General features: G+C 46.5%; 23 protein-coding genes and 1 riboswitch. Of the genes, 12 read left to right on the top strand and 11 right to left on the bottom strand.

Annotated features, from left to right (window positions below; translation table 11 throughout):
* Positions 1 to 10: 10 nt before the first annotated feature.
* Entirely contained in the window at positions 11 to 796 is a 786-nt protein-coding gene (locus tag QOS07_RS03245; RefSeq protein WP_283587570.1) for a sulfite exporter TauE/SafE family protein, read from the bottom strand.
* Positions 797 to 917: 121 nt separating this feature from the next.
* Positions 918 to 1,007: riboswitch (TPP riboswitch) on the top strand.
* A gap of 108 nt (positions 1,008 to 1,115) precedes the next feature.
* Between QOS07_RS03245 and QOS07_RS03240 the strand changes: the two genes are divergently transcribed.
* From QOS07_RS03240 to QOS07_RS03220, 5 genes are all read left to right on the top strand, one after another.
* Positions 1,116 to 1,676, top strand: coding sequence for an ECF transporter S component (locus QOS07_RS03240; RefSeq protein WP_283587569.1), 561 nt, complete (start codon positions 1,116 to 1,118; stop codon positions 1,674 to 1,676).
* A gap of 2 nt (positions 1,677 to 1,678) precedes the next feature.
* Positions 1,679 to 3,079, top strand: coding sequence for an ATP-binding cassette domain-containing protein (locus QOS07_RS03235; RefSeq protein ID WP_283587568.1), 1,401 nt, complete (start codon positions 1,679 to 1,681; stop codon positions 3,077 to 3,079).
* A complete protein-coding gene (locus tag QOS07_RS03230) occupies positions 3,069 to 3,722 on the top strand; it encodes an energy-coupling factor transporter transmembrane component T family protein (RefSeq protein WP_283587567.1) in 654 nt (217 codons plus the stop codon). Before QOS07_RS03235 ends, QOS07_RS03230 begins: the two co-directional genes overlap by 11 nt.
* Before the next feature lie 38 nt (positions 3,723 to 3,760).
* Entirely contained in the window at positions 3,761 to 4,105 is a 345-nt protein-coding gene (locus tag QOS07_RS03225; RefSeq protein WP_283587566.1) for a hypothetical protein, read from the top strand.
* Positions 4,106 to 4,191: 86 nt separating this feature from the next.
* Positions 4,192 to 6,174: a cation:proton antiporter gene (locus tag QOS07_RS03220; RefSeq protein ID WP_283587565.1), complete on the top strand. Its 1,983-nt coding sequence runs from the start codon at positions 4,192 to 4,194 to the stop codon at positions 6,172 to 6,174.
* Positions 6,175 to 6,218: 44 nt separating this feature from the next.
* Here QOS07_RS03220 and QOS07_RS03215 read toward each other — a convergent pair whose 3' ends face one another.
* From QOS07_RS03215 to QOS07_RS03205, 3 genes are all read right to left on the bottom strand, one after another.
* Positions 6,219 to 6,833 carry a cadmium resistance transporter gene (locus QOS07_RS03215; protein WP_283587564.1) on the bottom strand — a complete coding sequence of 205 codons (615 nt, stop codon included), beginning with the start codon at positions 6,831 to 6,833 and terminating at the stop codon, positions 6,219 to 6,221.
* A gap of 110 nt (positions 6,834 to 6,943) precedes the next feature.
* Entirely contained in the window at positions 6,944 to 7,297 is a 354-nt protein-coding gene (locus QOS07_RS03210; protein ID WP_283587563.1) for a DUF1304 domain-containing protein, read from the bottom strand.
* Between the two features lie 12 nt (positions 7,298 to 7,309).
* On the bottom strand, positions 7,310 to 8,278 hold the full coding sequence (locus QOS07_RS03205) for an alpha/beta hydrolase (RefSeq protein ID WP_408613269.1): 969 nt from the start codon (positions 8,276 to 8,278) through the stop codon (positions 7,310 to 7,312).
* 130 nt (positions 8,279 to 8,408) lie between these two features.
* On the opposite strand from QOS07_RS03205, the gene QOS07_RS03200 reads away from it, so the two are divergent.
* The 3 genes from QOS07_RS03200 (at position 8,409) to QOS07_RS03190 (ending at position 11,075) form a co-directional block, all read left to right on the top strand.
* Complete coding sequence (locus QOS07_RS03200) at positions 8,409 to 8,822, top strand: helix-turn-helix domain-containing protein (protein ID WP_283587562.1); 414 nt, start codon at positions 8,409 to 8,411, stop codon at positions 8,820 to 8,822.
* Positions 8,823 to 8,831: 9 nt separating this feature from the next.
* The gene (locus QOS07_RS03195) at positions 8,832 to 9,689 is read left to right on the top strand and encodes an SAM-dependent methyltransferase (RefSeq protein WP_283587561.1); all 858 of its coding nucleotides are present in this window, start codon (positions 8,832 to 8,834) and stop codon (positions 9,687 to 9,689) included.
* Between the two features lie 210 nt (positions 9,690 to 9,899).
* Positions 9,900 to 11,075: an MFS transporter gene (locus QOS07_RS03190; protein WP_283587560.1), complete on the top strand. Its 1,176-nt coding sequence runs from the start codon at positions 9,900 to 9,902 to the stop codon at positions 11,073 to 11,075.
* An 865-nt stretch (positions 11,076 to 11,940) separates the two neighbouring features.
* On the opposite strand, the gene QOS07_RS03185 is transcribed toward QOS07_RS03190, so the two are convergent.
* Together QOS07_RS03185 and QOS07_RS03180 are read right to left on the bottom strand one after the other, a co-directional pair.
* The gene (locus QOS07_RS03185) at positions 11,941 to 12,399 is read right to left on the bottom strand and encodes a hypothetical protein (protein WP_283587559.1); all 459 of its coding nucleotides are present in this window, start codon (positions 12,397 to 12,399) and stop codon (positions 11,941 to 11,943) included.
* Positions 12,396 to 12,803: a hypothetical protein gene (locus QOS07_RS03180; RefSeq protein ID WP_283587558.1), complete on the bottom strand. Its 408-nt coding sequence runs from the start codon at positions 12,801 to 12,803 to the stop codon at positions 12,396 to 12,398. Before QOS07_RS03180 ends, QOS07_RS03185 begins: the two co-directional genes overlap by 4 nt.
* Before the next feature lie 228 nt (positions 12,804 to 13,031).
* Between QOS07_RS03180 and QOS07_RS03175 the strand changes: the two genes are divergently transcribed.
* The 3 genes from QOS07_RS03175 to QOS07_RS03165 are packed head-to-tail and all read left to right on the top strand — an operon-like array spanning position 13,032 to position 15,744.
* Positions 13,032 to 13,496 carry a universal stress protein gene (locus tag QOS07_RS03175; RefSeq protein ID WP_283587557.1) on the top strand — a complete coding sequence of 155 codons (465 nt, stop codon included), beginning with the start codon at positions 13,032 to 13,034 and terminating at the stop codon, positions 13,494 to 13,496.
* A 5-nt stretch (positions 13,497 to 13,501) separates the two neighbouring features.
* A complete protein-coding gene (locus tag QOS07_RS03170; RefSeq protein ID WP_283587556.1) occupies positions 13,502 to 15,439 on the top strand; it encodes an elongation factor G in 1,938 nt (645 codons plus the stop codon).
* 23 nt (positions 15,440 to 15,462) lie between these two features.
* A complete protein-coding gene (locus QOS07_RS03165; RefSeq protein ID WP_283587555.1) occupies positions 15,463 to 15,744 on the top strand; it encodes a type II toxin-antitoxin system RelB/DinJ family antitoxin in 282 nt (93 codons plus the stop codon).
* A gap of 144 nt (positions 15,745 to 15,888) precedes the next feature.
* On the opposite strand, the gene QOS07_RS03160 is transcribed toward QOS07_RS03165, so the two are convergent.
* From QOS07_RS03160 to QOS07_RS03140, 5 genes are all read right to left on the bottom strand, one after another.
* Positions 15,889 to 16,560: a YczE/YyaS/YitT family protein gene (locus QOS07_RS03160; RefSeq protein WP_326521323.1), complete on the bottom strand. Its 672-nt coding sequence runs from the start codon at positions 16,558 to 16,560 to the stop codon at positions 15,889 to 15,891.
* A gap of 4 nt (positions 16,561 to 16,564) precedes the next feature.
* Positions 16,565 to 17,473 (bottom strand): ROK family protein, encoded by a 909-nt coding sequence (locus tag QOS07_RS03155; protein WP_283587554.1) that lies wholly within the window; start codon positions 17,471 to 17,473, stop codon positions 16,565 to 16,567.
* Between the two features lie 235 nt (positions 17,474 to 17,708).
* Positions 17,709 to 18,776 carry a mucin-binding protein gene (locus QOS07_RS03150; RefSeq protein WP_283587553.1) on the bottom strand — a complete coding sequence of 356 codons (1,068 nt, stop codon included), beginning with the start codon at positions 18,774 to 18,776 and terminating at the stop codon, positions 17,709 to 17,711.
* 170 nt (positions 18,777 to 18,946) lie between these two features.
* Positions 18,947 to 22,183, bottom strand: a complete 3,237-nt coding sequence (locus QOS07_RS03145) for a Rib/alpha-like domain-containing protein (protein WP_283587552.1) — start codon at positions 22,181 to 22,183, stop codon at positions 18,947 to 18,949.
* A gap of 406 nt (positions 22,184 to 22,589) precedes the next feature.
* The gene (locus QOS07_RS03140) at positions 22,590 to 25,001 is read right to left on the bottom strand and encodes a phosphoketolase family protein (RefSeq protein ID WP_283587551.1); all 2,412 of its coding nucleotides are present in this window, start codon (positions 24,999 to 25,001) and stop codon (positions 22,590 to 22,592) included.
* Between the two features lie 321 nt (positions 25,002 to 25,322).
* Between QOS07_RS03140 and QOS07_RS03135 the strand changes: the two genes are divergently transcribed.
* Entirely contained in the window at positions 25,323 to 26,405 is a 1,083-nt protein-coding gene (locus tag QOS07_RS03135; protein ID WP_283587550.1) for an acyltransferase family protein, read from the top strand.
* The last annotated feature ends 46 nt before the right edge of the window (positions 26,406 to 26,451 follow it).

Raw genomic sequence — 26,451 nt, 5'->3', positions numbered from 1 at the left:
CGTAATTAGATCACATAAAATTCCGAACCACCAGTGAAACTGCAAGGATCAGTGCACCGACCCCCACCAAGATTTGCATTAACCGACCTGGCAAATGACGAACAATAATGGGGCCTAAAATACCGCCGACGATATTACCAATGAATAGCGGAATAACAAAATTCCACTTAATCGTCGTTTCAAAGGCAAAAATAATTACCGCAATCGTGTTAGTCACTGTCATGGCCACGTTTTTTAACGCATTATTAACCGCAAAGGTCTTCTGACGGTTAACCACGGAGAGTAAGGTCAGCATTAAGACGCCGGCACCAGCATTAAAGTAACCGGCATAGATTCCAACCAGGAAAACACCAATAACCGTTAAGGCATTGTATAGCCGGCTTTTTCCTAACGACTGGGTATTAGCCGCCATTGCCTCCTGGGCCTGCCGTGGCCGGTGTGGGAATAGCAGGATCACCCCTGCGATCCCAATACAGAACGGGACTAATTCTTGAAATAATTTCCCGGGTAATGCAAAAAGCAGAAATGCGCCAATAATTGCCCCGACAAAGACCAGTGGGATAATCATCCACATCTGCTTACGGTCATTGCGCAATTCCTTGGTTGACGCCGCAATTGAACTATATGCACTACCAACCGTAGACCAGGCGCTGGTAACATTGGCAAGCACTGGTGGCAGGCCCATTGCCAGTAATGCCGGGTAGGAAACAAGCGAAGCTAACCCGGCCGCCGCGCTAATAATCCCCGCAACGATCCCAATAACAACTAATAAGATAAAGAAGGTAATTCCAGACATTATTTTTCTCCCATTCGTAAAATCCAAACAGTGATTATTCTACAACGCTTCGCAGATAATCTGAATACTTTTGCTTATTTGAATTTATTATTAATCCCCTGTATAATCTGCAGTGAGATTAATACGATGTCTGGGGTGCCGCATGGCTGAGATGATACCCATTGAACCTGACCTGGTTAATACCAGCGGAGGAAGATTCGGTAAGATCAATTCATGAATGAGTTTAAATGGGACCTCGTATGCTTTTTTTGGCATTGCGAGGTTTTTATTTTACCTAAGACCGCCTTAATCTTATTTTCAAAATAAGGAGTGTCTTACGATGCACAAACATACTTTTCACTTACGCGATATTATTTTACTAGCCCTGATTGCAATTATTTTTGGGGTGATTTACTACGCTACCGGCTTTATTTATAACGCCCTAACCGTCGCCCTAACACCCGTGGGCTACGGTCCAATGGCCAATGATATTACAATCGGTATCTGGTGCATGGCCGGACCACTCGCGGGCTTTTTACTCCGGATCCCAGGCTCTTCTTTCCTTGGCGAATTTCTTGGTGCGGCCGTTGAAATGTTCCTCGGCAACCAGTGGGGTGCTGCCAACCTTATTTCAGGTGTTGTGCAGGGGCTGGGAACCGAGCTTGGCTTTACCCTTACCCTCTACAAGTTTTACAACTGGCTGACAGTCATTCTCACCAGTTTAACCGCTACCTTTGTTACCTTTGGCTGGGATTGGTTCCGGAATGGGTATAACCATTTTGCGCCACACATGCTGGTAGTTATGTTGGTGGTTCGCTTCTTATCAATGTTTATTTTCTCAGGGGTGCTCGTTAAGCTAATCGCTAATTTACTTAAACGCGCCCACGTCATTAAGAGGTAGTCATGAAAGAGCTAATCAACGTTCACAATCTTACATTTTCTTTTGCAGAGCAGGAACCAGTCTTGAAAAACGTTAATACTGTTTTCCCGGCCGGGCGAGTAGCCTTATTAACGGGCCCTTCCGGTTGCGGCAAATCAACTTTCTTGCGTTTAATTGCCGGGCTGCTCCCAAAGTATGGCGGGACGGTCACCACCGGCAAGATCGATTTTAACGGTCAGCAGCCAACCGTGGGCATGCTCTTTCAAGACCCGTTGATGCAGTTTGCACTTGATACACCGCGACACGAGCTCGAGTTTGTACTAGAAAACGAACGGGTCCCCCGGGATGAAATTGCGGGACGGGTGGCAAGCGCGCTATCTTTCGCCCACATTACTGAACTAGCCGACCGCCAATTAACAGCCTTGTCCGGTGGTCAGCAGCAGCGGGTGGCACTGGCCGTGGTAATTGCCCGTCAGGCAAAAATCTTGCTCCTTGACGAGCCGTTCGCCAGCATTGACGAAGCAAACCGTCATTTTCTGATTCAGCAGCTCGACAAACTAGTTAACGAACAGGGGATAACGGTCCTGATCGCTGACCATGACTGCCATGGCTACCAACAGCTCCACCCACTGGTTTATCAAGTTACCGGGGGTCAGGTTCAGCAGCTTTCACCGACAAACAGTCAGCAGTTTCTTGATGAAGCCGACTGCATCGCCAGACAGCCACTACAAACGCAACTGCCATTAGCTGATGACATTGCAGCACTGGCTCTTGACGAAGTTACCATTGGCCGTGGCGACGAACAGCTACTTTCAATCCCCCGGCTAAAAATTATTGAGGGAAAAGTAACGTTAATTACCGGGCCTAACGGGAGTGGCAAGTCAACCTTTTTTGCGGCCCTCGCCCGCTTGTTACCTTATCACGGTAATATTTCTTACCTTGGTACTAGTATCCAAGACTTTTCCCGTCGTCGTTACCGGCAAGAACTCGGTCTCGTTTTCCAGCACGCTAATGACCAATTCCTTAACGTGACAGTAGAAGAAGAGCTCGCCTTAAGCAAGAAAAACGGTACGCATCCCTACTTTAAAGACCACCTAGCAGCGGCCTTGCAGTTGCTAAACCTTACCGGCCTTGAAAAACGGGTTGTTTATTCCCTTAGCGGGGGCCAACGGAAAAAGCTCCAATTGCTATTAATGCTGATGATGGGGCAATCAGTTCTCTTGATGGATGAACCCTTTGCCGGCCTTGACCAAAAATCACTGCAAAATATCTTTACACTTATCCACCAGGCACAAAAAGTACGGCCGCAAACTTTACTGGTAATCAGCCACCAATTGGCCGGGATTGACCAACTAGTCGACTTCCACCTTTGCTTAACTGGCCACCAGCTTATCTACCAAACGGGAGGTCACCATGAATCCTAGTTTAAAACTATTTCTTGCCCTAATTATTTCCCTGGAAATAACTTTTACGACCCACCTTACTGGTAATATTTTAATTATCGTAGCCGCACTTGCGTACTTAATTCTTTCACGGGTGCCGGTAACTAAGATTATTAAGCCATTGTTGATTACCTTAATTCCAGCTGCTGCACTGTTTTCAACAATTGCCTTTTTCTCACCAGAACACAACGTACGGTTTGCATGGGTACTAGTAAGTCGGCTGTATTGCTACGTATCTGTGGGCGCCGCGGTTACGCTGACCACGCCTAAGCTGGACCTAATCCACTCCCTGGAACAAAATTGTCACCTTCCTAGCAAGTTTGCCTATGGCTTTTTGGCCGCGTTAAACCTCATCCCCCGAATTATTCAGGCGGTTAAATCCATCCGGGTAGCTGGTGAAATGCGCGGCGTCACCCTCCACTGGTGGTCACCGACGCTCTACTTTAAAGCAATTTTAGCGGCGATTTCCTGGGCCGACCAATTGGCTCAAGCAATGGAAACTCACGGCTTTGTCGAGGGGGCACCGCGGACTGCTGCCCAGGTAATCCCCCTCCGCAAAGTAGATTGGGCCTGCTTTGTGGTAATACTAATCGTTATTCAACTAATATTAATTGCGCTTCCTTGATTTATCGGGCATAATATAGAAAAAGGAAGGACTAAAGAATGAATAATAATCGTATTTCAACCCGGATCGTGAACACGTTATCCTACCTTAGCATTTTCTTCTTACCGGTTATTTTTCCACTGATCGTCTGGGTAATTGCCCGTGCAAGCGATAACCCAACATCAATTACCAGTAACGCGCGAAAGGCTTTTTGGACCCAAATTTTCCCGTTGTTATACGTAATTTTTGCGATTCTCGTATACAGCATTAATGCCTTGCAGGACTTCACGGTTCATTCCGGGGCCCTCTTTGGCATCCTGTTAACTTTTGCACTGCTTATTGCCCTTCTACTTTTCGTTTACAATGTTGCCATGGGCATCAAGATGCTGATTGGCCGTGAATAATTATTGATTTGATGGGACCGTGACAAGGCATTGCTTTGTACGGCCCCTTTTTAATCCATATCTCAACTAAAAGGTGGTATTAACTTATGGGCCTGCTCCTTGGAATCATCTTGCTGTTTACCGCAGTGGTAGTTGCCAACGTTATTCATTTAATTTATCCCAAAATTCCATTATCAATTTACCAAATTATCGCCGGAATTTTGCTGGCTTCCCTACCGACTGCGGCTACTGACTTTACGATGCACCCAGAACTTTTTATGATGGTGGTTATCGCACCACTAATGTTTAATGACGGTCAAAACCAGTCTTTCCGTTACCTAAGCAGTAATTATAAGTCGATCCTGTCAATTTCAGTCGTCTTGGCGCTGGTTACCGTCCTAATTGCGGGTGGGATTTTGCACCTTGCATTGCCAACGGTCTTCCCGTTTGCCCTTGCCTTTATCCTGGCGTCAATTATTACGCCCACTGATGCGGTTGCCGTCAAGTCGATTACCACTAACATGACTGTTCCCGAAAACGTAAACGGTGCTCTAGAATACGAGTCGCTTTTCAATGATGCTTCTGGAATTGTCCTGCTCGACCTTTCCCTAGCAGCCTACCGGTCCGGTGAATTTTCACTTGGCCACGGCCTGTGGATTTTTGCCTATGTCTTCTTTGGTGGAATTATCTTTGGGGCCATCATGGGGAACCTTCTGATTAACCTGCGGCAACGACTAATGCGAAACCACGTTGACATTGGTTCCATCGTGATCCCGATTAACGTAATGACGCCAATTGTTGTTTACTGGCTCGCCGAAGAATTGCACTTTTCCGGGATCCTGGCCGTGGTCTCCGCAGGGATTGTCCATAGTATCCTTTACGACCGTCTGCGGCTAACTTCAACTAAGGTCCAAATGGCGACCACCACAATTTGGACGATTATTTCCGATGCACTTAACGGGATTGTGTTTGTCCTTTTAGGGGTCATGCTTCCACAAGTTCTTCAACGGACCGCTCCCCGGAACCTACTTAACCTAGTCTGGATTGCTCTATTGCTTTACGCGATTATGACTGTCCTCCGCTTCTTGTGGACACGGTTCCGGCTGGTCAACATCAATTCAGCCAAAAAGGACCTTAACCGCGACAGTCTCCTAATGGCTATCGGCGGTATCCACGGGACCATCACCCTTGCCCTGGCTTTTTCCTTACCGGTAATGATCAACCACCACGAATTTGCATTCCGAAATTCAATGATTTTGATTGCGGCCTTTGTAATCTTAATTAGTATCCTAGTGGGAGCCGTCGCCTACCCGCTTATCCTCCCGCCAAAGTCCCGTGAGTACACCGCAGAGGAATTTAGGCAGGCCTTCAACAAGACAGTCCATTACGCGATCAACGCCCTTCACGATGATGACAGTCATCCCCGTGAACGATCAATGGTTGCTGACCAGCTTAGTAGCCAATCGGAGCAATTCCATAGTTTCAACCGTACATTGTTCGAACAACTGGTCAATAAGGCCCACCAAATTGAGTTGGCCACCCTTGATCAATTGACCGCGGATGATGTGATCACGGAAAAGCAGGCCCAGTTTTTCGCCGACTTTGTTACCCGGTCTGTCTTCCGCGGTAGCCGCCATAGTTTTGTTGAATCATGGGTTATCCTTTGGCACCGGGTGAAGTGGCGCCATGCCCGTCGGCGGCGGTTACGGAAACAAGTTAAAAGCAATGGCGCATTAAGTAGTGATACGGGCCACCAGCTCATCACTAAAAATGAACGTGAAGCGATCAATAAGGTTCAAACGCTGATTTACCGTAATATCGAAAAGTACCTCCATTCAATTTCAACGCCAGAAAACGTTAATGAAATTGCCATGGTCAACCACATTTACATGCAAAAGAAACGGTTCTTTAGCCAAGACTTGCAGGTTAATACTGACCTAGTCACCAGTCTGTTTATTGAGGCATTCCAGCTTGAACACTCTTACGTTCAAGAACAACTTGCGGCTGGCAACCTTTCACAGGAACTAGCTAACGCCCTTAACGAACAGATCTCAACTGACGAACTAGTTTACGTCCAGTCACTAGACTAAATAAATCTCCTAGCTAACTTGTATCAGCTAGGAGACTTTTTAATTCACAACAACAAATTTAACAAGTGTGGGATTGTCCCACCCTCGACGATGATCATAATTCCAAGGTAGGCATAGATGAGGGCCATAATCCAGTTGCCAAAACGGCCCAGAAATCTTTTAACAACGGGGACCTGCGAAAAGGCATCCCCGAGCGCCACCAGGATAAAAATACAAATGGTAAACACAACTAGCGTGATGGCCAACTGGCTGCCAGTTAGCGAAACAAAGTACGGGACAAAGAGCCCAATATTATCAGCACCACAGGATGAAACCGTAATTAAAATAATTGTCCATACCAGGTTCTTGTCACGGCGTTCAGCCAGCGTCTGCTTTGCTTCAGTCGTTTCATCACTCTCACCAAATAAGTACTTTATTGCAAAATAGATCGGCACGATTCCCAGCAAACCAAGGAGCCACTTTGCCGGAACGTAGTGGAGAATAAAGGCAAAGAAAAGGCTAATCCCAATCAAGGTGTAAGAGCCAATAAACTGCCCAACAAAAATCTGCCGCCGGTGTTTAGCCGACCGGTATTTTGAGAAGAGCAGCATCAGGATTACTAACAGGTCAAGAGCAGTTGAAGCGTAGAGCACCGCACCAGTAATAATAAGTTTTAGCATGTTTGATAACCTACTTTTCGAAAGCTGTTGCAAACGTCACATTTTTAGTATTTATCCTGCAACATTCAGGAAAAAGAAAAGGCCAGGAAGAACTTCTTCTTCCCCGCCCCTTACAATGTCAGCAAAAAAGCGACTAAGGCCGGTAACAACTGGATTGACCAAATCTTTTTTGTCGCGGTAAAGCCACCATACAGGGCAACAACCATAATAAATACCAGCAACATTTGCCAAACCGTGATCAAAAGCACACCCCGAACAAGCCAGTAGCTGGCGATCATCATCACGCCGAGCGCACCATTGTAAATTCCTTGGTTAGCAAACGAGACCCGTGCTTCTTTTTGACGTGTAAATTCAACTGGCAGGTCAAATGCCCGTGCCTGCTGCTCCGGGCTGCCAAACATTTCAATCAGCATAATACCAATGTGCTCGATTGCCACCAGCATTACCACAAAAATCACTAACATTTTTATCCTCGCTTATTTAACGTATTGGTTTAGGAAACGTGCAACTTGCCGTGGATACTCTTGTGGCTCTTTCTCGTAAGAAGCAGCATGCTTAGCACCCTTTACAATCCACAGCTTCTTTGGCCCCTTTGTCGCCGCGTAGTTCTGGTAAACCATCTTGGTTGGCACAAAGGTATCCTTACTACCATGGATAAAAAGCATTGGTCGGTGATTATGGGCTAACATTTCTGTAGAACTAGCCTCGTGAGTGTAGAAGCCATTCTTCACCCGGTTAATCACACTTAACGACCCAATTAATGGTGCACGTATTACCCGGGGAATATTATACAGGTTTCCCGCTTCATAGTTAAGCTCCGCATTTAGGCTATCGTAGCCACAATCTTCAACAAAGGCCTTCACCTGGTGGGGGAGCTGAATTCCGCTAGTCATCATCGTCGTTGCGCCACCCATGCTGACCCCGAAGATGACAATCTGGCTGTTTTGCCCATTTTTGGCAATTAGCTTCTCGCTCCACTTTCGCACATCATAGCGTTCTGGCCAACCATAGCCAATGTACTTTCCCTGGCTCTGACCGTGCGCCCTAGCATCCGGCATCAAGACATTGTAGCCCAGCTGGTGGAACATGGCTGCATACTCGCCCATCTTTTCCTTCTTGCCCATAAAGCCGTGCAGGATAATAACGTTCTTGGTAGTCTTCTTTGCGGCTGGCAAGTAGTCGGCAACCAGCCGGTAACCACCGCTTGCTGATTCCATGGTCCACTGCTGCTTTGGCGCTTTCTTAAACCACATTTTCTGTGAATACAGCGGGTCACTCCGACTGATCCGGTTCGAATTATTAATAAATGACTTATGGCTCGGTACCATTGCCACCGAGAAGAAATAGCTCCCAGCCGCAAATAATGCAACGGCAATAATGACAATGATTCCGACCAACCACCGCCATAAATGGTGACGGCGTAGACTTGTTTTCTTTTTCAAAATGATTAACCCCGTGTCGTAATTTTATAACGCGAATATTTTAGCACACTTTCTGTTACTTTGTAATATTCATTGCTAGCAAATATGGATTCCAATGTTAAAATAGAAACTGACACTAAAAAGGAGTGAGAGAATGTTTCCAGAAAGACTCCGTGCACTACGTAAGGGCCAAAAAATCACCCTTAAAGAACTGGCAAACCACCTAAACGAAAATCTCGGGCCAAATGAAAAGCCAAATACCGCTTCACAAATCGGTAACTGGGAACGGGGAATCCGGACACCTTCCTATGTTGAGGCCCGGAAACTAGCCGAATTTTTCGATGTTAGTCTCGACTACCTAACCGGGAAGACTGACCGGGATGACTTTGACCTCGGCAAGTTATTCTTCTCCAGTAAGAACCTGTCCTTTAACCAAACAACTTTATCGAATGAGGACCGGTACGAAATTTTTCAACTAATTGATGGCTACTTGAAGGGAAAGAATAACCGCCGCGATACCGATAAGTTTTACGGTAAGCAAGAACAGCTGAATCTGAAATTAAAGTAGTGATTAACAATGAATCCAAAGAAATTAAAGCAATTGAAAAAGCGGGTTAAAAAGGCGCACCGGGTAACTAAAGAAGTTCCTTACATTCAGGAATTGCTTAATTACCGGGACCTCTTTGATGACTTCCCACCGATCAAGTACTTGATCAACAATGCCCTTGAGAGTGACCGGCTCCTTAAGAACGGCTTACTTCCGCAACCACTCCCCCGCTTACTCCTTCCTGATGATATCCAGGACACGATTTTTAAGACTGTTAACCAACAGTACCTACAAGGTGATCCCCGGGGTGATGCCCTCTGGAATAAGTACAACGAGGCGTTGCCAAAGCTAGATAAGGCGCTCCGTAACTTCCGTGACTACTTGGAAGATACTTACGGAATGTGGTCTTACGTGAACGCACCGTTTGCCAAGGCCCTTTCTAACTATCTTAATGGTGAGCCAGTTTTGGAATTGATGGCTGGCAATGGCTATATTTCTAAGGGACTGCGGAATAATAACCCTACCCAAAAGATCTACACGACCGATAGTCAAGCATGGGTAAAGGAGAACGAAACGGGCAAGCACCCGGTTACCAAGATCGAACGCCTTGATGCAATTGACGCGGTCAAGAAATATGGTAATGACGTCAAATTTATTATCATGTCATGGGCGCCAGACAAGCAGGAAACTGATTGGGATGTCCTCCAACTCATTCGCCAAGACTACCCTGACGTCCACTTCTTAGTCATTGGTGAAAAGGATGGCGCTACCGACTCCAAGAAGTTCTGGCAAGAAGCACAGTTAAGCCAGGACGATGAATTAAAGAAGGTCAACCAGCAGTTACATTCCTTTGACCTGATTGACGAACAAATTTACCTTGTAAAGTAAAAGCTTCAGGCATTTAGCTTGAAGCTTTTCTTTATCACAATATGATAGCGCTTCCACATAGACTACGAAAATGAGTTATAGTTAAATAGGACCAGTTTCGCCAATCCTATAAAAATTTCCTTAACTTAATAGCGCTTTACTACTAGTAAAACATGTTATTTTCTTATAGAATGGTCTGGTTGTGAAAAATTAATACTAAGGAGGGCTACTATGAAGTACCGTTTACAAGCAATACTTTTTGTCTTTGTTGCATTCATGCTTGGCTGCAACGAATACATGATTGTCGGTGTCCTACCGGATATCGCACACGAATACAATGATTCACTGTCGCAGTTAGGGCTGCTCGTTACCGTCTTTGCATTGGTCTATGCAGCATTCACCCCAATTATCACCTCACTTGCCAACCGATGGCAACGGCACCGGGTCCTCCTTGCACTAATGATTATTTTCCTAATTGGGAACACCTGGTCGGCACTGGCAACTAACTTTATCTCATTGTTGTTCTCACGGATTCTAACCGCAACGGTGGCTGGGGCAATTATTTCGATTGTCCTCGTTATGGCGAGCTTCGTTGCCCCATATAATAAGCGGGCCAGCCTGGTTTCATGGGTCTTTGCCGGTTTCAGTATTGCCTCCGTCATCGGGATCCCGATTGGTACCATCATCAGTACCCATTTTTCTTGGCACGATAGCTTCTGGATGGTGACGGTAATCACCGTTATTGCGGTAGCCTTTCTCTTCTGGCTGGTACCAAAAGATACGCCCCAGGTAAAGAGTAGCCTGAAAAAACAATTTGTCCTTTTCAAGGATAGCCGGGTACTCTTGGGAGTTATCTTCATTGTTTCAATTTGTGCGGCTGATTACACCATCTACACCTACATCCGGCCATTGATTACTAACGAAATGGGCTTTGATAACACCTGGCTTAACTGGCTCTTATTTGCAATGGGAATCTTCTTCATTATTGGTAATAAGTTTGGTGGCTACCTAGCTGACCGCGGCGGGGTTCACCGTTTACCGGTTATTTACGGGATTATGTTTGTCCTGTACGTGGCATTTGGTCCCCTACTTTCATTTAAGTGGCTAGCAATTTTAGTGGTGGGACTACTTTGCATTGCATTTTCTTGCTACGGTTCCTCGACCCAGTTGATGTTTTTGGATATTGCTGAAAAGGAATATCCGCAATCACTTGATTTAGCATCATCATTAAACTCAATTTTTGCAAATATAGGAATTTCGCTTGGCTCATTCACGGCATCGGAAGCGGTCCACTTCACGACGATGAACCATCTCGGCTACGTAGGCTCAGTTTACGCACTGCTAGCAACGGTCCTCGTAATTGTGCTCAGTCACCGCTACGAGGGAATGAGGTATGAGGTGAAGTAAGGAAAGAAGTGCGGAGCGGCATTAAAGGAGGCGGTTGACTAACGGAGAAAAGGGAGTGGCGCGGCACGCGGCGCTCACTTTTCTTTGTTAGGCTTGAGCCTCCTGCCGCGCAGCACGTTATCATCGAAGTGCGGAGCGGGAAAAAGAGGGCGTAAGACTAGCATGGCAAAATGGGTTAGCGCGGTACGCGGTAATTCATTTTGTTTGCTAGACTCTAGCCCCTCCACGCGCAGCACGTTATCGGAAGTGCGGAGCGGGAAAAAGAGGGGCGTAAGACTAGCATGGCAAAATGGGTTAGCGCGGTACGCGGTAATTCATTTTGTCTGCTAGACTCTAGCCCCTCCCCGCGTAGCACGTTATCAAAAAAACGGCTCCCGTCCACCATCGGACCGGGAGCCATTTGCATTTTAAAATAATAAAGGGATCCGGCCATCAACGGATCCCTTTGCCCACTATAAACAAAGTGCGAAAACGACAAACACTAATGCAGCAACTGCAACGCCAAAGTAAGTTTCTTCTACCATATCGATCATCCTCGCTTCCACGTCTTATTGTAAGCCCTTTCACAATAAAAAGCCAGTGAATAATCAAGAAAATTGTTTTGTCTTATTTTGGGTTAGTTGTCGCAAAAATATTCGATTAAAAAAGGAGCTACTGAAAAAATCAGTAACTCCTTTTGCTGTGTATTGATATTATCGCAGGCAAACGCGCAGTGTCCACTCTGCACGCTGCCGGGCACCTCACAATCCGGTGAGTTAACGTGCCCCACATTCGAAATGTCTAATGGCAGCAATTAGGGTTGCTACCAGACCTCTCGACTCATCGCACTGTCTATTCTAACAGATCCACCGTAAAAGGCAAGAACTTAAGCCCGCGCTTCAACGACGTCAGCCAGGTGTTCTGCCACCCATTCCTGGGCCCGGTTAACCAAACTGGTAATACTACCACCCTGGTCAGTATCATTAGCCAGCTCATCAATCCGCAAGCCAGACTTGTTCACGTCATCGCTTTCCATCACCAGGTACAGGTTAACGGGGTACTCTGGCTCCTGGTCTAATAACTTGGGCAAAAGCCGCTCTGCTTCCGCCATCGGGACATTGATCAGGTTAGCTTCCAGACGGACATTGACGGGGTCCCCCTTCTTCATCTTAACGTTCATCACGTACTGGCCAAGGTAACCTTTATCAACCTGGTCCAGCATATACTGGATTGCCGTCTTCAAGGTCGTCTTTTGCTGTGCCTGAGCAGCCGTCTTCTCAACTTCTTCCGTTGCTACCCGGTCGCCCGTAACTTGTTCTAAGTAATCAGCTACCGTCATTTTCATTTCTTAGCTTGCTCCTCTAACTTTTGGATTCGTGCCTTCGTGTATTCAGCACGTTGCTTGATCCCATAGTAAATTCCCGCACAACCGATTAAAATACCAAGAATACTAAGTCCCTGGATTAAGACGCCGGTAAAACTCGTTCGCGAGTTAACTGTTTGGAAAGCGGCCAAACTGGCAATTGCGAAGTACAAGTTAACCAAAATTGTTGCGTACCCGCAAAAACGCATTTTTACCAGTGCCAGGCCATTAACAATCGCTGCCAGTACGATAAAGACCAGCAAGCGGCCCCATACACTAGCATCTGTGAGTGACTGGCCATGTTGAACAAACATGATGGCATCTAATACAAGGGCAAACACAGCCGCTACCGACGTTACAATAATTACCTTATCAGCATTCTTCATCTCATTACCAACTTTCATTTTGATTGTGACGGAGTGTGGTCCACCCGCCCACTTCTTATTTCCTTGTTCTCGCAGGGGTATACTCTTTTCATTCTACTAGATTCCGGGATAAAGCTCAATCCGCTGACTTAGCTAATCTTTTACTTAATAATGCTTCTAAATAGTAAAAAAATATAACGAAAAAAAGTATAATAGAAGTATGGAATAAAAGATAAAGGAGAATTAATCATGGCAGAAATTTCGCAATACAAAAATATCTTGGTTGCAATTGATGGGTCCAAGGCAACGGCAAAGGTTTTGGATACCGGAATCCGCGCCGCACTGGACAATGATGCCCACCTCGATATCTTAACAATTACCCAGGTGGACCAGATTACGGACGGCTACAGTAACGCTGTCTTAAGTGATGAAGAAACTTACGATGCTGTCAAGGCCACCCAGGGGCGGATGGAAGACCTCAAGAAAAAGGCAACCGAAGCCGGTGTAAAGAGCGTCAACATCCACATCCGGTTTGGGAATCCTAAACGGGTTATCGCCCGTGAATTCCCAGTCGATCACGATACTGACCTTATCGTCGTTGGTGCCTCCGGTGTTTCTGGCGTTGAACGGTTCATGGTCGGTTCCGTTACCAACTATGTTAACCGGAATGCTCACTGCGACGTCCTCGTGGTCCGTACCGGCGACAACAACTAACCATCATGACAAAGAATATTGTGACCGGTCTCGTCGCTCACGTCGATGCCGGTAAAACAACCCTGACAGAAGCATTGCTTTACCAATCTGGCCAGCTCCGCAAGCTCGGCCGGGTTGATAACGGCGATGCTTTTCTTGACCCCGACCAATTAGAAAAGCAACGTGGTATCACCATTTTCGCCCACCAGGCAGAATTGGATTACAAGGACTTAGCCCTTACAATTTTGGACACCCCCGGCCATATCGACTTTGCGGCCCAAACTGAGCAGGTCCTCCAGGTTCTTGACTATGCAGTGCTAGTAATTTCTGCTACCGATGGCATCCAGGGTTACACTCGCACATTGTGGTCCCTCCTCCGCCGCTACCACGTTCCTGCCTTTATTTTTATTAATAAGGTCGACAGCGTGGGCGCCGACCCGGCTGGCGTTATCCAAGAATTACAAGCCGAATTTTCCGCCGGCTGCATTGATTTTACGAGTGGAAAAGTTACGACCGGCGACACGGCGGAAGCAATTTCCATACAAGACGATGACGTGCTGGAGAAATACCTCGATGCCGGTGAACTAACTTCTGAAGCGGTCCGGCAGTTAATCAAGCAACGGAAAGTGTTCCCCTGCTTCACCGGGTCGGCCCTTAAGATGGAAGGCATTACCAACCTACTTGATGGTTTACAGGAATGGACACTGGTGACCCCACCAGCGGAAGGGTTTGCGGCACGAGTCTTTAAGATTTCCCACGATAAGAATGGCAACCGGCTGACCTGGGTACGGGTGACTGGTGGCACGCTGAAAGCGAAGAGTGAGATTCTTCCTGGTGAAAAGGCAGACCAGCTTCGGGTTTACGATGGTGATAAATTTACCATCCAGCAAGAAGTTGCTGCGGGTGGCGTATGTGCAATCGCTGGCCTAACCTCCTCCTTCCCTGGACAAGGGCTTGGCGGGCAGGCCGATAACCCGCAGCCGCAGTTGCAACCCGTACTTTCCTATGCAGTAAAAGTTGGCGACCGGGACCCGCACGTCTGTTTGAAGGCCCTCCAAGAGCTTGCCGACGAAGATCCCCAGCTCAAGGTCGAGTGGTCTAGCCACCTCCAGGAGATTCACGTCCACCTAATGGGTGAGGTTCAACGTGAGATCCTAGAACAATTACTCACGGAACGGTACGACCTACCACTCAAGTTTAGCCAGGAACAGATCCTCTACCAGGAGACTATTGACCAGGCGGTTGAAGGGGTCGGCCACTTTGAGCCCCTCCGTCACTATGCAGAGGTCCACCTCCTGCTTGAGCCGGGTACGCCCGGGAGCGGCCTTGTCTTCGCGGATAACTGTCGTGAAGATATTCTTGACCACAATTGGCAGCAGCAGATTATGACCAGCCTGGCAGCGAAGGAGCACCGGGGTGTACTGACTGGCTCACCATTGACTGACGTTAAGATTACGTTGGTCGGTGGGAAAGGAAGTATCGTCCACTCGGTTGGCGGCGACTTTCGCGAGGCTACCTGGCGGGCAGTTCGGCAAGGATTAATGGAGTTGCGTGCTGGTGGCCACGATGTGTTGCTTGAACCGTGGTACCAATACCGGCTAACCATCCCCCAAGACCAGGTTGGTCGGGCAATTAATGACCTGCAAAAGATGGGCGGCACATTTAAGATGGCACCAAATGACGGTGGTACAATGGCGGTCCTCACGGGAACGGCACCGGTAGCCACAATGCGTGATTATGCAACGAACGTCCGCAACTACAGTCATGGTCAGGGACAGCTTGACTGCGTCGTCAGTGGTTACCAGCCATGTCACAACGCAGAAGAGGTCGTGGCAGAGAAGGATTATGAGCCAACTGCCGACCTGCCAAACACTCCCGATTCAGTATTCTGTGCCCATGGTGCCGGTTACCCCGTCAAGTGGGACCAGGTTCCATCAATGGCACATTTTCCTTATATGAAATGAAAAAGGATCGTAAGGTGATTATAATGGACTCGGTTAAGAGTAAAAATAAAAAGATCCAAGTGAACGTCAATCGCAAGTTAGCTGCCAAGGCAGAAAACATTATGGATGAAATTGGCTTGAATCCAACTGTAGTTATAAATGCACTATATAAAGAAATTGTTGCAACCGGAAAAATCCCACTAAGCTTTTCTTTAACAAAAGAGCAGCGCGCCGAATTAGAATTACGTGATGCGGTTAAGGATATCCCTGTACATCGCGTAAAATCCAAGAAAGACTTAGAGGAATTCTTTGATGATGAAAGTTAATCATATATATACCGCCTACGTCTCATGGAATAATTCTGGAAAAAGGAGGCCAGTTTTAATTTATAAAGATACTAAATACACAGTGGTCGTTTTTAAGATAACTAGTAAATATAAAAAAGGATTAAGCAGAAACCCAGAATCTGCTTAATCCTTTTCGTTTTTCACCCGGAAATTATGGTGTAGGCCATGCCACAAGTGTCGGTCCGCGATCCCAATCAACGGTCCGTTGCAAAGCAGGCAGAACACGGTCCCGATATTCACCGAGTACACGTGGTGGGTAAATACCACCGTTACAATAATTGCCACTAACGGGACCAGAAAATTAACCAGCTGGGCAACCACCACCCGGCCCTTAAAGTAGATGAAACGTAAAATATTAGTCGTATCATCATTCGGGTGCATGATTAAATTAGCACGTTGGTAAAGCGAAATTGCCGCACAGAAGATTACCACACCGGTAAAGCACAGCACTATCCGAACCAGCAGCGGCCAGTGTGGAATGCCCACCCAGCTAAAGAAGGCAATAAATACATCAATAAAGTAGCTAAAGCCCGCAATAAAGGCCACCTCACCAAAGAAGCGCCACTTATCCCACTGCCGAATCAGCAGCTGGTTAGCCACCGCTACCAGAACCCCAACGATAAACATCACCATCCCTACCGAGAGATGGGTCAAGTAGGCAAGGTTAACCTCGGCCGCGGTCCACGGCGCCGCACCCATATTGGTCGCCACCGTTAGCCCATTACCAAACGCATTAACCACCAGCCCCAGTAAGAGGGCAAACACCCGGGTGGTCATCGAATTATTAGCATTCACAAGCTCATTCTTCTTTCTCTACCTGCAACAGTAATCCATACAGTGCACCTAACAAGTTCGCTTCATTACCAAACTGGGCGGCCTCAATCTCCGGCATCTGGACATCATCATGAAGCCGCCGGTCACCATCCTGGAGAAGCTTAAATTGGTGCCGGATCTCACTGACAACTACTGGCTGCGCACTAATGCCACCACCAATTAGGACCCGCTCCAGGTCAACAACTGCCTGGACGTTTATGAGGAGCACAGCCACCCGGCGGCAAAAGGCCGTAAAGATCGCCCATGCTTGCGGGTCCCGGTTGTTAATCTCAACGAACGCCCGGCGGCCATCCTTCTTATCTGGCAAACCACAGGCCGTGGCGACTGCCTCAATCATTTTCACCGCCGAAGTGCTTGCCCCCACCGTCGCTTCATGAAGGTCATGATAGTCGTGGTTATTCACAATTGCACTGAGTTCACCAGCCCGAAAATGGGGACCGACGAAAAGGCGCTGGTTAAGCATTAATCCGCCGCCGACCGACGTACCGAGCGTAACCACGGCACCGCTGTTTATCCCATTGAGCCGTCCTAACCACATTTCTGCAAGGGTTGCACAATTGGCATCATTACCAACAAACACCGGTAAGCCAGAGAATTGACGGAGGTAGTCGGCAAAGGCAAAGTTACCCATAAAACCAAGGGCACCAGTAAACTGCACAATGCCGGTCCGGGGGTCCACAATCCCGGGAACGCTGACGCAGAGCGCATTGACGCTCCGGTTAGCGGTGATGATTTGCTTGATTACCGCAAGGAAGGCCCCCTTTTCGCGTGGTGTCGGCGTCTTCGTGCTGCTAATGATATTTCCAGAATGATCAATTCGGGCTCTCTTGATTGACGTGCCACCAATATCAATACTTAGATAATGACGTTGCATTTTGACCACTCTCCTGTTGACTAATTACTAGTATTATACCGCTGCAACCGTCTGCATACCATGTTGGTGGGAGTTGTTTAAATAAAACAGGGCTAGCGACCGGGGTGACCGATCGTTAGTCCTGTTTTTGGTGGGAAAACAAAAGAGGCGGGATGGTGGGTTTCACCATCACACGCCTCTTTCAAAATTGCCGCATGCTATCAATTATACATATATCTAGGGGGAGACGCGGCAATTACTTATCTTCGCGCTTCTTGTAGCCGGAGAGACCGAGCATAGCCATGACGGAAGCTAAGCCTAATCCTGCGACAGAAGCAGCGTTAGATTGGTTACCAGTTTGTGGTAAGGTCTTGGCTTGAGCCTTGTTGCCGTTATTACCGTTGTTATTGTTGTCGGTAGTAATGCCACCATTGCCGTTGCCATTGCTGATACCGTTACCGTTGCCATTTCTGTTGTTGTTATTACCGTTATTGCCGTTGTTACCTTGGTTGTTATTGTTGTCACCAGGGTTTGGTGTTGGGTTAGTGTTGCCACCGTTACCGTGGTCACCATTATCAGCCTTGCTGTAAGTAATCGTTACAGTTTCGTCTGGAGTAGTAGCATTAACGGTCTTAGCTTCAACAACTGCTTGACTTGGAGTGTAGCCACTGAATTCTGGAGCATCGAATTCGTTCCAAGTACCAGTAGTTTCATCAGTTAAGGTGTTGTTAGCAGTGTTGTAAACCTTCCATGCACCGAATTGGTCTGGCAGAAATTCACCAGTAACGTCATCCTTGACACCAGTCCGACCAAATTCAACAGTTTCTTCAGTCGTGTCAGTGCTGTGGGTAACAGGGTTTTCAACGTTGATCGTCCGCGTTACCTTGTGGAAGAGGTCAGCGTAGTCAGGGTTATCTGGGGTAACGCCTGGTTGACCTGGTGTTACAGGAGTAGTGGCGTGTACAAGGTGGATAATGACAGCTTCATCGCTACCAGGAATAGTAACAGTAGTTGGAAGAGTTTGACCTTCAGCTAACTTGTAACCACTAGGAATTACTAAGCCAGTTGGAAGAGTTTGACCTTCATTACCAGTTACCACAACAGGAGTACCAACAGTCTTGTTGTCAGTGTCATCGTGGAATGTGTAAGTTACAGATGCCTTCTTAGTAGCAGGTGGAGTTACTTGACCACCATCTTGAGCAACAATTACAACCAATGCAGCTGGATTTGCACTATTAACAGTTTCATTTTGAGTCAACTTACCAGATACATAGTGGTAACCAGTTGGGATGTTGCTGTCAATCAGGCTGTTAGCATCATTCATTGCAACAGTTCCTGAACCGTTAGTTAAGGTACCAGTAATTACACCAGATGCAGTCTTAACAACAGTACCATCAGCAGTCTTGTACTGAATATCTTGATTAAAGTTTTGAGTTGTTGGAGTGGATGGTTCATTCTTAGCAACGATAACTGGAATGGTAAATTTATCACCAGTTACGGTGTAACTTGCTGGTACTTGATAATGTGGTAACCAGCTGGAACCTTTTGGTCAGCTAAGTCCTTCAGCAGAGCAGCAGTTAAGATATCACCATCGTTACTCTTGATCGTGTTACCGTCCCAAGTATGAGTACCATCTTCAGTCCGGTAAACAATCTTACCAGTGTCGCTGAATGTTTCACCACTGTTCAACGTTAATGGAACATAGAGAATGGTTGGAGTTGCAGTAACGTTAGTCAAGCCGGCTGGGTAAGTGTAGCCAGCTGCAATTGAGTAGTTGTTAGGAACATTGGCATCAATTGTTGACTTCAGGGTAGCGGCAGAAACGTCAGTACCCTTAGCGATGTTGTCAATGTTAGTTGTAGCAACTTCCTTACCATTGTAAGTGTAGACAATCTTTTGAGTGAATTCAGTCTTGTCTTGATCAGTCTTACCAGCATCTGGGTCAGCAACAACGTTGATCGTTGCTGGAATATCAAGCCAAGTACCATCGTTAAAGTGAATCCGAACAGTACCGGAGACACCGTTCTTAACAGTTTCAGTTGATGGTTGACCATTAGGAGCCCAGCTCATCGTGAAGGTCTTAGCGGTATCAGTGCCTGGAACATAAGCCAATACTTGTGGAGCATTAGGGTTGACGTTGACACCGTTCCAACCAGCAGCACCAAGGTCAGTAACGTTAATCAATTGACGGTATTGGTCTTGAGTAAGGTTAGAAATGTCTTGGCCTTGCTTGAAGGTAAGAGTTTGGTTAGTTTCAGCACCGTAGAAGTTACCGAAGACGTTGATCCAACCTTCATGTGCTACACCAAAGATGTTTTGAGCATCACCAGACAATTCAATGTTTGCCCGAGCACGTGAGTTACCAGATAGTTGTGATTCAGTTGAACGTTGGTCACCATTTGGATCACCATATTGTGACTGTGCCGTTGAAGTCTTAGTGCCTGAGCCTGGATTGCCATCGCCCTTGGTATTGAAGTTAGAAGCATCGGTATTAGGAGTCCGGTCCTTACCTTCTGACCATTGATCAGATGCTGGCATCCAACTAGTCGTAACGTCAGTAGCATTGAATTCTAAGACAGCATCACTCTTGACTTGTTGAACTTGGGCAAGGGTTGGGTTGCTAATTGTTTGACCGTTCAGAAGAATGGAATCAACAACGTACTTCGTCTTGTCATTATTCAGCTTGTAGGTGATCTTTGCAACATCCTTGTACTGGTGAGTCTGCTTGTTGTAGGCTTCCTTAGCATAGGAGATCGTCCCAATCTGTGGCGGGTTGACACCAGCCATGGCATTACCGCTACCATCGTTCGTCTTGTGAGTATCGAAGGTATTGATTGAGAATGACCGCATGGTATCGCCGTTGACAGTCCAGGTATTATTGTCTTCCTGGCCATTACCAGTAACCATTACCGGAACGTAAACAGTTTCCTTTGATCCGTTGTTGTAAGTGACTTGAACTGGAATTGCGTAACCACCGGCATTGACATCAGTACCTGGTTTCAGGGTAACAGTACCATCAGTATCAACAGTTGCCCATGAAGGAGTGCCAGCCGTTGAAGCGAAGGAAACTTTTTGATCACCCTTGTCAGCAGTCCAGGTTGGTGTAACCGTTTGAGTACCACCTTGAGCAACTGAGGTTTCAGCATATTCTGGTGCGTAAACGTGAACGTTCAGTGGAACATAGTCAAATGAACCATCGGTGTAGGTAACCTTAATCATTGTTGGTTGCGTACCAGCAACTTGAGTGACCGGCATTGGTGCCCAAGCATCGTAGCTGACAACATTTGATGGAACACCAGAAATTTGCTTTGATGCTGCATACTTGCTCATGTCAGCGTTGTGAGGAACTGTCAGGTCAGTAGCAGATGGTGTGTAGTAATCAGCCATGGAACCAACGTTAACAATTACTGGAATCTTCTTCTGGATCTGCTGAGTACTATCGTTTGGATCCGTGTAAGTTGCAATGATCAATGCGTTTTGGGTAGTGTTTGCCTTTGACGTATCAGGTGCAGTACCACTTGGCCAAGTTACATATGAACCAATAGTAGAAGAGTCAGTTGGCACAGTCTGATTGTACTTGTAGTTGATAGGATCAGCATATGGAGCAGTAGCACTGGTTGGAGTTGTTACCCTTACTGGAACCTGGACAGGAACCTTTTCACCGTTAGGGTAGGTAATGGTGACAACACCAGTTTGATCACCAGGCTTAGTTGGGTCAGGCTTAGTTGTCCATTCGTGAGAAGTTGTCTTGCCTGGGTAATTTGGATCAGTAGTTGGTGCCGAATTACCATTGCCCCAATCAATAACTGTCCCGGCATCAGGAACCGTTCCACTTTCTGGAATATTTGTGTGCTTCCCAGTTGGCGTGTTAGTAACATCAACCGTTGCTGGTACGAAGTCAACGGTACCATCTGGGTAGGTGATTTGAACAACGCCTGGGTGTTCGCCCTGACTGTAAACGTCAGGAACACTGGACCACTTGTAAGTGATCGTGCTTGGATCAATGGCAGTACCATTGCCGTCTACCGGTTGACCTGCTGGCCACTTGATAGCGTCCTTAGCATCTGGCGTCTTACCAATCGTCGTTACTTCTTGACCTTGTGGGTCATTAGCTTCAGCATCCCCAGTAGTGTCAGGAACATTGTTGTTAGCATCATTAATAATGACGTTTACAGGAACTTGGTCTTGTGAACCGTCACCATAGGTAACATTAACAATAGCTGGAACAGTGCCGGCCTTTGAAACATCAGGCTGAGTTGCCCAAGTGTAAGTAGCATTTGATGGCAAGTCAGATACGTTGCTGATACCATTCTTAGCATCAGGAAGAACATTGACAGTTGTAGTAACGTTTTGGCCCTTAGGATCATATTGATCAGCTTCAGTCTTAGTTGGAGTTGTTGGCGTTACAGGGGTTTGACCATCAGTAACAGTAATTGGAACATCGACAAAGTTCATTGAACCGTCTTTGTATACAATAGTTGCAGTGTTAGAGGTTGAACCAGCTTTACTCAAGTCAGCAACTTTAGGTGTGTTAACAACTGAACTATTACCATCTTTATCAATTACAGTAAACTGCTTGTTGTATTCAGTCCCATCGGTAGATGCATTGTACCAGTGACTCTTAGTCCAATCAACATTTCCGTTTGCATCAGCTGATTTAGTTCCATCAACACCGATGAAGTCTTTAATACCTGATTTAACACCAGTTGGATCAGTAGCAGTTGAAGACAAAGTTGAACCAACTGTTGTGGTGATGGTTTGTGCTTCTGGCTCAAAAGATAAATTTAGTGAAAAGTTGGCAATCCCTGTTATATCAAGGGTTACTACGATATAAATTTATTTTTAGATATGTAAAATATTTCATATATAGGCTATTGGTTAATAGTGTGCTCACTAATCTATTGCTAAACGTTTTATCAATCGATACACCGAATAGCAAGATCGTTATCCGCCTGTAATCCCTTATCTATCAAGGTATCCAGCCTATAGCCGATTAAGCAATTTAATAATATTAGGAGTAATTGAAACCATGTTTTCCCACATTTTGCCACTAAATCAACGTAAATAAAAAAGAGCGACAGCATTAAGCTATCGCTCTTTTCATTTATTAAGTGTTTAATTAGTAATCAGCAGATGATTACTTAAGACCCTTCCAAGTCCAGTTAGTAACTTCTGGCAAGTCCTTACCTTCTGAACGGATGTAGTGGTTGTGCTTGTTGATCATGTTGTCCATCTTGGCAACAAATGAAGCACCCTTTTGTTCGTAGCCAGGGATGTTTTGGATAGCGTCCTTAGCTAAGTGGAACCGGTCCAGTTCGTTCAATACACGCATGTCGAATGGAGTGGTGATGTCACCATTTTCTTCGTATGAGTGGATGTGAAGGTTGTGGTTTGCACGTTCGAAGAACAGAGCTTGGATCATGTCACGGAAACCGTGCCATGCAAAGATAACTGGCTTGTCAGTAGTGAAGTATTGGTTAAATTCAGCATCTGACAGACCTTCTGGGTTCTTGTCTTGCTTCATCAACTTCATGATTTCGATGATGTTGATGTAACGAATCTTCAGTTCTGGGAAGTTGTCGTGCAGAATGTCGATTGCGGCAAGAGCTTCTTCAGTAGGTTCAGTACCAGCTGAAGCAAATACAACGTCTGGTTCGCTACCTTGGTCAGTAGAAGCCCAGTCGATGTAGCCAAGACCGTTGTCAACCAGTTCAGTAGCTTCGTCAATGGAGAACCATTGTGCACGTGGGTGCTTGGAAGTTACGAAGATGTTGATGCATTCTTGGTCGTTGAATGCCTTGTTGGATACGGCTAACAGAGAGTTAGTATCTGCTGGCAGGTATTCCTTAACAAGGTCTGGACGTTCCTTTTCGAACATGTGAGTCAACAGACCTGGATCTTGGTGAGTGTAACCGTTATGGTCTTGTTGGAAGACAGTTGAAGTATCAACGAAGTTCAATGCTGGGTATTGCTTACGCCAGTAGAGGTCCTTAGCCTTCCGTAACCACTTCATGTGTTGAGTCAGCATGGAGTCAACAACACGACCGAATGCTTCGTAAGTTGCGAAGAATCCGTGACGACCAGTCAGAGTGTAACCTTCAAGGAAACCTTCTGCTTGGTGTTCTGACAGTTGTGAATCAATCATCCGACCACTGTGGGCAAGGTTTTCATCGTTTGGTTCGTGAATACCTTCCATCCATTGACGCTTGTCGTTGTCAAGGAATGCGTACAGACGGTTTGACTTAGATTCATCAGGACCGAAACCACGGAAAGTATCTGGGTTCAGTTCTGCCATCTTGCTGAGGTACTTACCCCATTCAAGCATGTCTTGCTTTACAACAGTACCGTGGTTTTGAATATCAACGGCAAAGTCGCGGTAGTTAGGCAATACTAATGGCTTAGGATCGATACCACCGTTAGTGATAGGGTTCATAGCCATCCGCTTGTTGCCTTCTGGAGTGTTTTGTTCAACTAAGTCAACTGGGTGACCGTTTTCGTCGAACAATTCTTCAGGCTTGTATGACTTCATCCAGTCAACAAGCATGTCCTTGTGTTCCATGTCATCTTGTGATACCGGAATAGGAATCTGGTGAGCACGGAATGAGTTTTCGATTGGGTTGCCATCAAGGTCTTCCTTAGGACCGGTCCAGCCCTTAGGAGCACGCAAGATGATCATTGGCCAAGTTGGAAGAGAATCGTCGTTGTTTTCACGAGCGTTCTTTTGGATAGCCTTGATCTTTTCGATAACAGTATCAAGAGTCTTAGCCATTTCTTCGTGAACCTGCATGTGGTCCTTGTAACCGTTGAATTCACCTTCACGGTCAGCTTCCTTGTATGCAGAAACGAAGTGTGGTTCCCAACCCATACCTTCGAAGTACTTAGTAAGTTCTTCGTCGCTCATCCGTGAAAGGATAGTAGGGTTAGAAATCTTGAAACCGTTGATTTGGATGATTGGTAATACCGCACCATCCTTGATTGGGTTGATGAACTTGTCTGAGAACCATGAAGCGGCCAGAGGACCAGTTTCAGCTTCACCATCACCGATTTCAACAGCGGCGATAACGTCTGGGTTATCTAAGATGGCACCAACACCGTGTGAAAGTGAGTAACCAAGTTCCCCACCTTCGTGGATTGAACCTGGAGTTTCAGGTGCGGCGTGTGATGCAGTACCGCCTGGGAATGAGAAGTGCTTGAACAACTTAGCCATTCCGTTTTCGTCTTGTGTGTATTCTGGGTAAATTTCGGTGTAGGAACCGTCCAAGTATGAGTTATTAACCATAACTTGGCCACCGTGACCTGAACCTTCAATGTAGAACATGTCAAGGTCGTACTTCTTAATTACACGGTTCAAGTGTGCGTAAATGAAGTTTTGAGGAACAATCGTACCCCAGTGACCAATTGGCTTTGGCTTAACGTCTTTTGCTTGTAATGGTTGACGTAATAATGGGTCGCTCATTAAGAACAATGTACCAACTGAAAGGTAGTTGGCTGCACGCCAGTAAGCGTCAACACTTTCCAAGTATTGCTTGGAATCGTAATCTACTGCCATTCTAATAAACACTCCTTCTGAATAAATCAATACGTTTGTGCTTCTAACAACTAACGTAAATCATTCAATTTACATGTATTATGATAAACTGTTTTTGTTTAAAGTCAACCTTTTTGAAAATTGATACGGTCCAATTATCAAATTTTAATTTTCTTTAGCTGTTCTTTAACTTTCCACTCCCGTGCTGGCCAGCTATAAACCGCATAATAGCAATGATTTAAACGCAGTTTGCCCGCATGTTGTATACTTAAAAATGTAATATTTGTAATAGTTTAGGAGGCGATAAAAACGACGCAATTTGATAAATTAAACCAGGCTGACGTGGGTGATTTCTCCAAGGTCATGGCCGTCTCCACCGTGATGACCCAGTCGGTAATTTCCTTTATGACGGGATCGGCTTCTGGCCCCGGCCAGCAGTTTTTCCTGGGTGGAATCTACGAGGCAATCAAGTTCAGTGCCCCCGCCTTCATCTTCGGGATCCTCTTTTCCACCGTCCGTACTCACCCGGGTGCAACGCTTCGTGGCTATCCCACCTTTATGCGGAACCGCTGGCACGTTCTCTTCGTTCCATCAATCCTGTGGACAACCATTTACCTATTATTGATGCCCCAGCTCCAGCAGCACCACCACTACCGCAACTGGCAGGGATTTTGCTGGCAGTTCATCAACGGGAACGCGGCGCCCCACCTCTGGTACAACGTCATGATGCTGCAGTTTATTATCATCATGCCGGTTTTCTGGTGGTTGTGCCGCTTTGTCCAGCACCGTCCACGGCGCGGAATCATCGTTTTTGCCCTCGCCCTATTATTCGAGCTCTGCTGGCACTTCACGTATAAGGTGCAAATCTTTCACGGACCCGAGGCTACCAACTGGTACCTCGTTGACCGGATCTTTCCGAGTTTCCTTATCTTCGGGGTGAGTGGCACTCTGTTCTGGGCTTTTTACCAGAAGTTAGCACCGTGGCTGATGCAGCACTGGCTAGCCCAGTTGGCCTGCTGGCTGGTCTTCTTATATATCGTGACCGCTAACTTCTTCAGCTATGGTTTCCCGGTGCGGTTAACCAATGCTCCTTACTACCTCCCATCGATGGTGTTTTATAACTTGAGTTCAATTGGCCTAGTAGCCACCGTCCTGCTCTACTTGCAGAAGTATGGCAACCAGTGGCTGCCAGCGATCCACTGGATTGCTACTTACGCCCACCGTTCCTTCCTGGGTCATGTATTCTGGCTTTACTGGTGCTGGCACGGGCTCGGCCTCGTCGCACCACACATGCCGCTAGTTATCAAGTTTCCGCTACTAGTAGCCGCCACCATCATCCTCTCATTTGCATTTGCATACGGTGCACACTGCGGATGGAGCTGGATCAAACGGCTTTTAGGGGCAGGCCGATTAAAGAATGGATAAATTCAAAAAGTGGTCCAGGGTTTGGCAAACGTCGAACTCTGGACCA

The organism is Limosilactobacillus viscerum (assembly GCF_947387525.1).
GTDB lineage: Bacteria > Bacillota > Bacilli > Lactobacillales > Lactobacillaceae > Limosilactobacillus > Limosilactobacillus viscerum.
This window is presented reverse-complemented; position numbering and strand designations above follow the sequence as displayed.

Bases quoted from the DNA above. Each gene is read 5' to 3' on its own strand.
- QOS07_RS03240 (WP_283587569.1), top strand. From the start codon at position 1,116: ATGCACAAACATACTTTTCACTTACGCGATATTATTTTACTAGCCCTG.
- QOS07_RS03150 (WP_283587553.1), bottom strand. From the start codon at position 18,776: ATGAATGATGCTAACAGCCTGATTGACAGCAACATCCCAACTGGTTAC.
- QOS07_RS03165 (WP_283587555.1), top strand. From the start codon at position 15,463: ATGGACTCGGTTAAGAGTAAAAATAAAAAGATCCAAGTGAACGTCAAT.
- QOS07_RS03225 (WP_283587566.1), top strand. From the start codon at position 3,761: ATGAATAATAATCGTATTTCAACCCGGATCGTGAACACGTTATCCTAC.
- QOS07_RS03190 (WP_283587560.1), top strand. From the start codon at position 9,900: ATGAAGTACCGTTTACAAGCAATACTTTTTGTCTTTGTTGCATTCATG.
- QOS07_RS03170 (WP_283587556.1), top strand. From the start codon at position 13,502: ATGACAAAGAATATTGTGACCGGTCTCGTCGCTCACGTCGATGCCGGT.
- QOS07_RS03220 (WP_283587565.1), top strand. From the start codon at position 4,192: ATGGGCCTGCTCCTTGGAATCATCTTGCTGTTTACCGCAGTGGTAGTT.
- QOS07_RS03155 (WP_283587554.1), bottom strand. From the start codon at position 17,473: ATGCAACGTCATTATCTAAGTATTGATATTGGTGGCACGTCAATCAAG.
- QOS07_RS03200 (WP_283587562.1), top strand. From the start codon at position 8,409: ATGTTTCCAGAAAGACTCCGTGCACTACGTAAGGGCCAAAAAATCACC.
- QOS07_RS03195 (WP_283587561.1), top strand. From the start codon at position 8,832: ATGAATCCAAAGAAATTAAAGCAATTGAAAAAGCGGGTTAAAAAGGCG.
- QOS07_RS03215 (WP_283587564.1), bottom strand. From the start codon at position 6,833: ATGCTAAAACTTATTATTACTGGTGCGGTGCTCTACGCTTCAACTGCT.
- QOS07_RS03245 (WP_283587570.1), bottom strand. From the start codon at position 796: ATGTCTGGAATTACCTTCTTTATCTTATTAGTTGTTATTGGGATCGTT.
- QOS07_RS03235 (WP_283587568.1), top strand. From the start codon at position 1,679: ATGAAAGAGCTAATCAACGTTCACAATCTTACATTTTCTTTTGCAGAG.
- QOS07_RS03180 (WP_283587558.1), bottom strand. From the start codon at position 12,803: ATGAAGAATGCTGATAAGGTAATTATTGTAACGTCGGTAGCGGCTGTG.
- QOS07_RS03140 (WP_283587551.1), bottom strand. From the start codon at position 25,001: ATGGCAGTAGATTACGATTCCAAGCAATACTTGGAAAGTGTTGACGCT.
- QOS07_RS03230 (WP_283587567.1), top strand. From the start codon at position 3,069: ATGAATCCTAGTTTAAAACTATTTCTTGCCCTAATTATTTCCCTGGAA.
- QOS07_RS03210 (WP_283587563.1), bottom strand. From the start codon at position 7,297: ATGTTAGTGATTTTTGTGGTAATGCTGGTGGCAATCGAGCACATTGGT.
- QOS07_RS03185 (WP_283587559.1), bottom strand. From the start codon at position 12,399: ATGAAAATGACGGTAGCTGATTACTTAGAACAAGTTACGGGCGACCGG.
- QOS07_RS03175 (WP_283587557.1), top strand. From the start codon at position 13,032: ATGGCAGAAATTTCGCAATACAAAAATATCTTGGTTGCAATTGATGGG.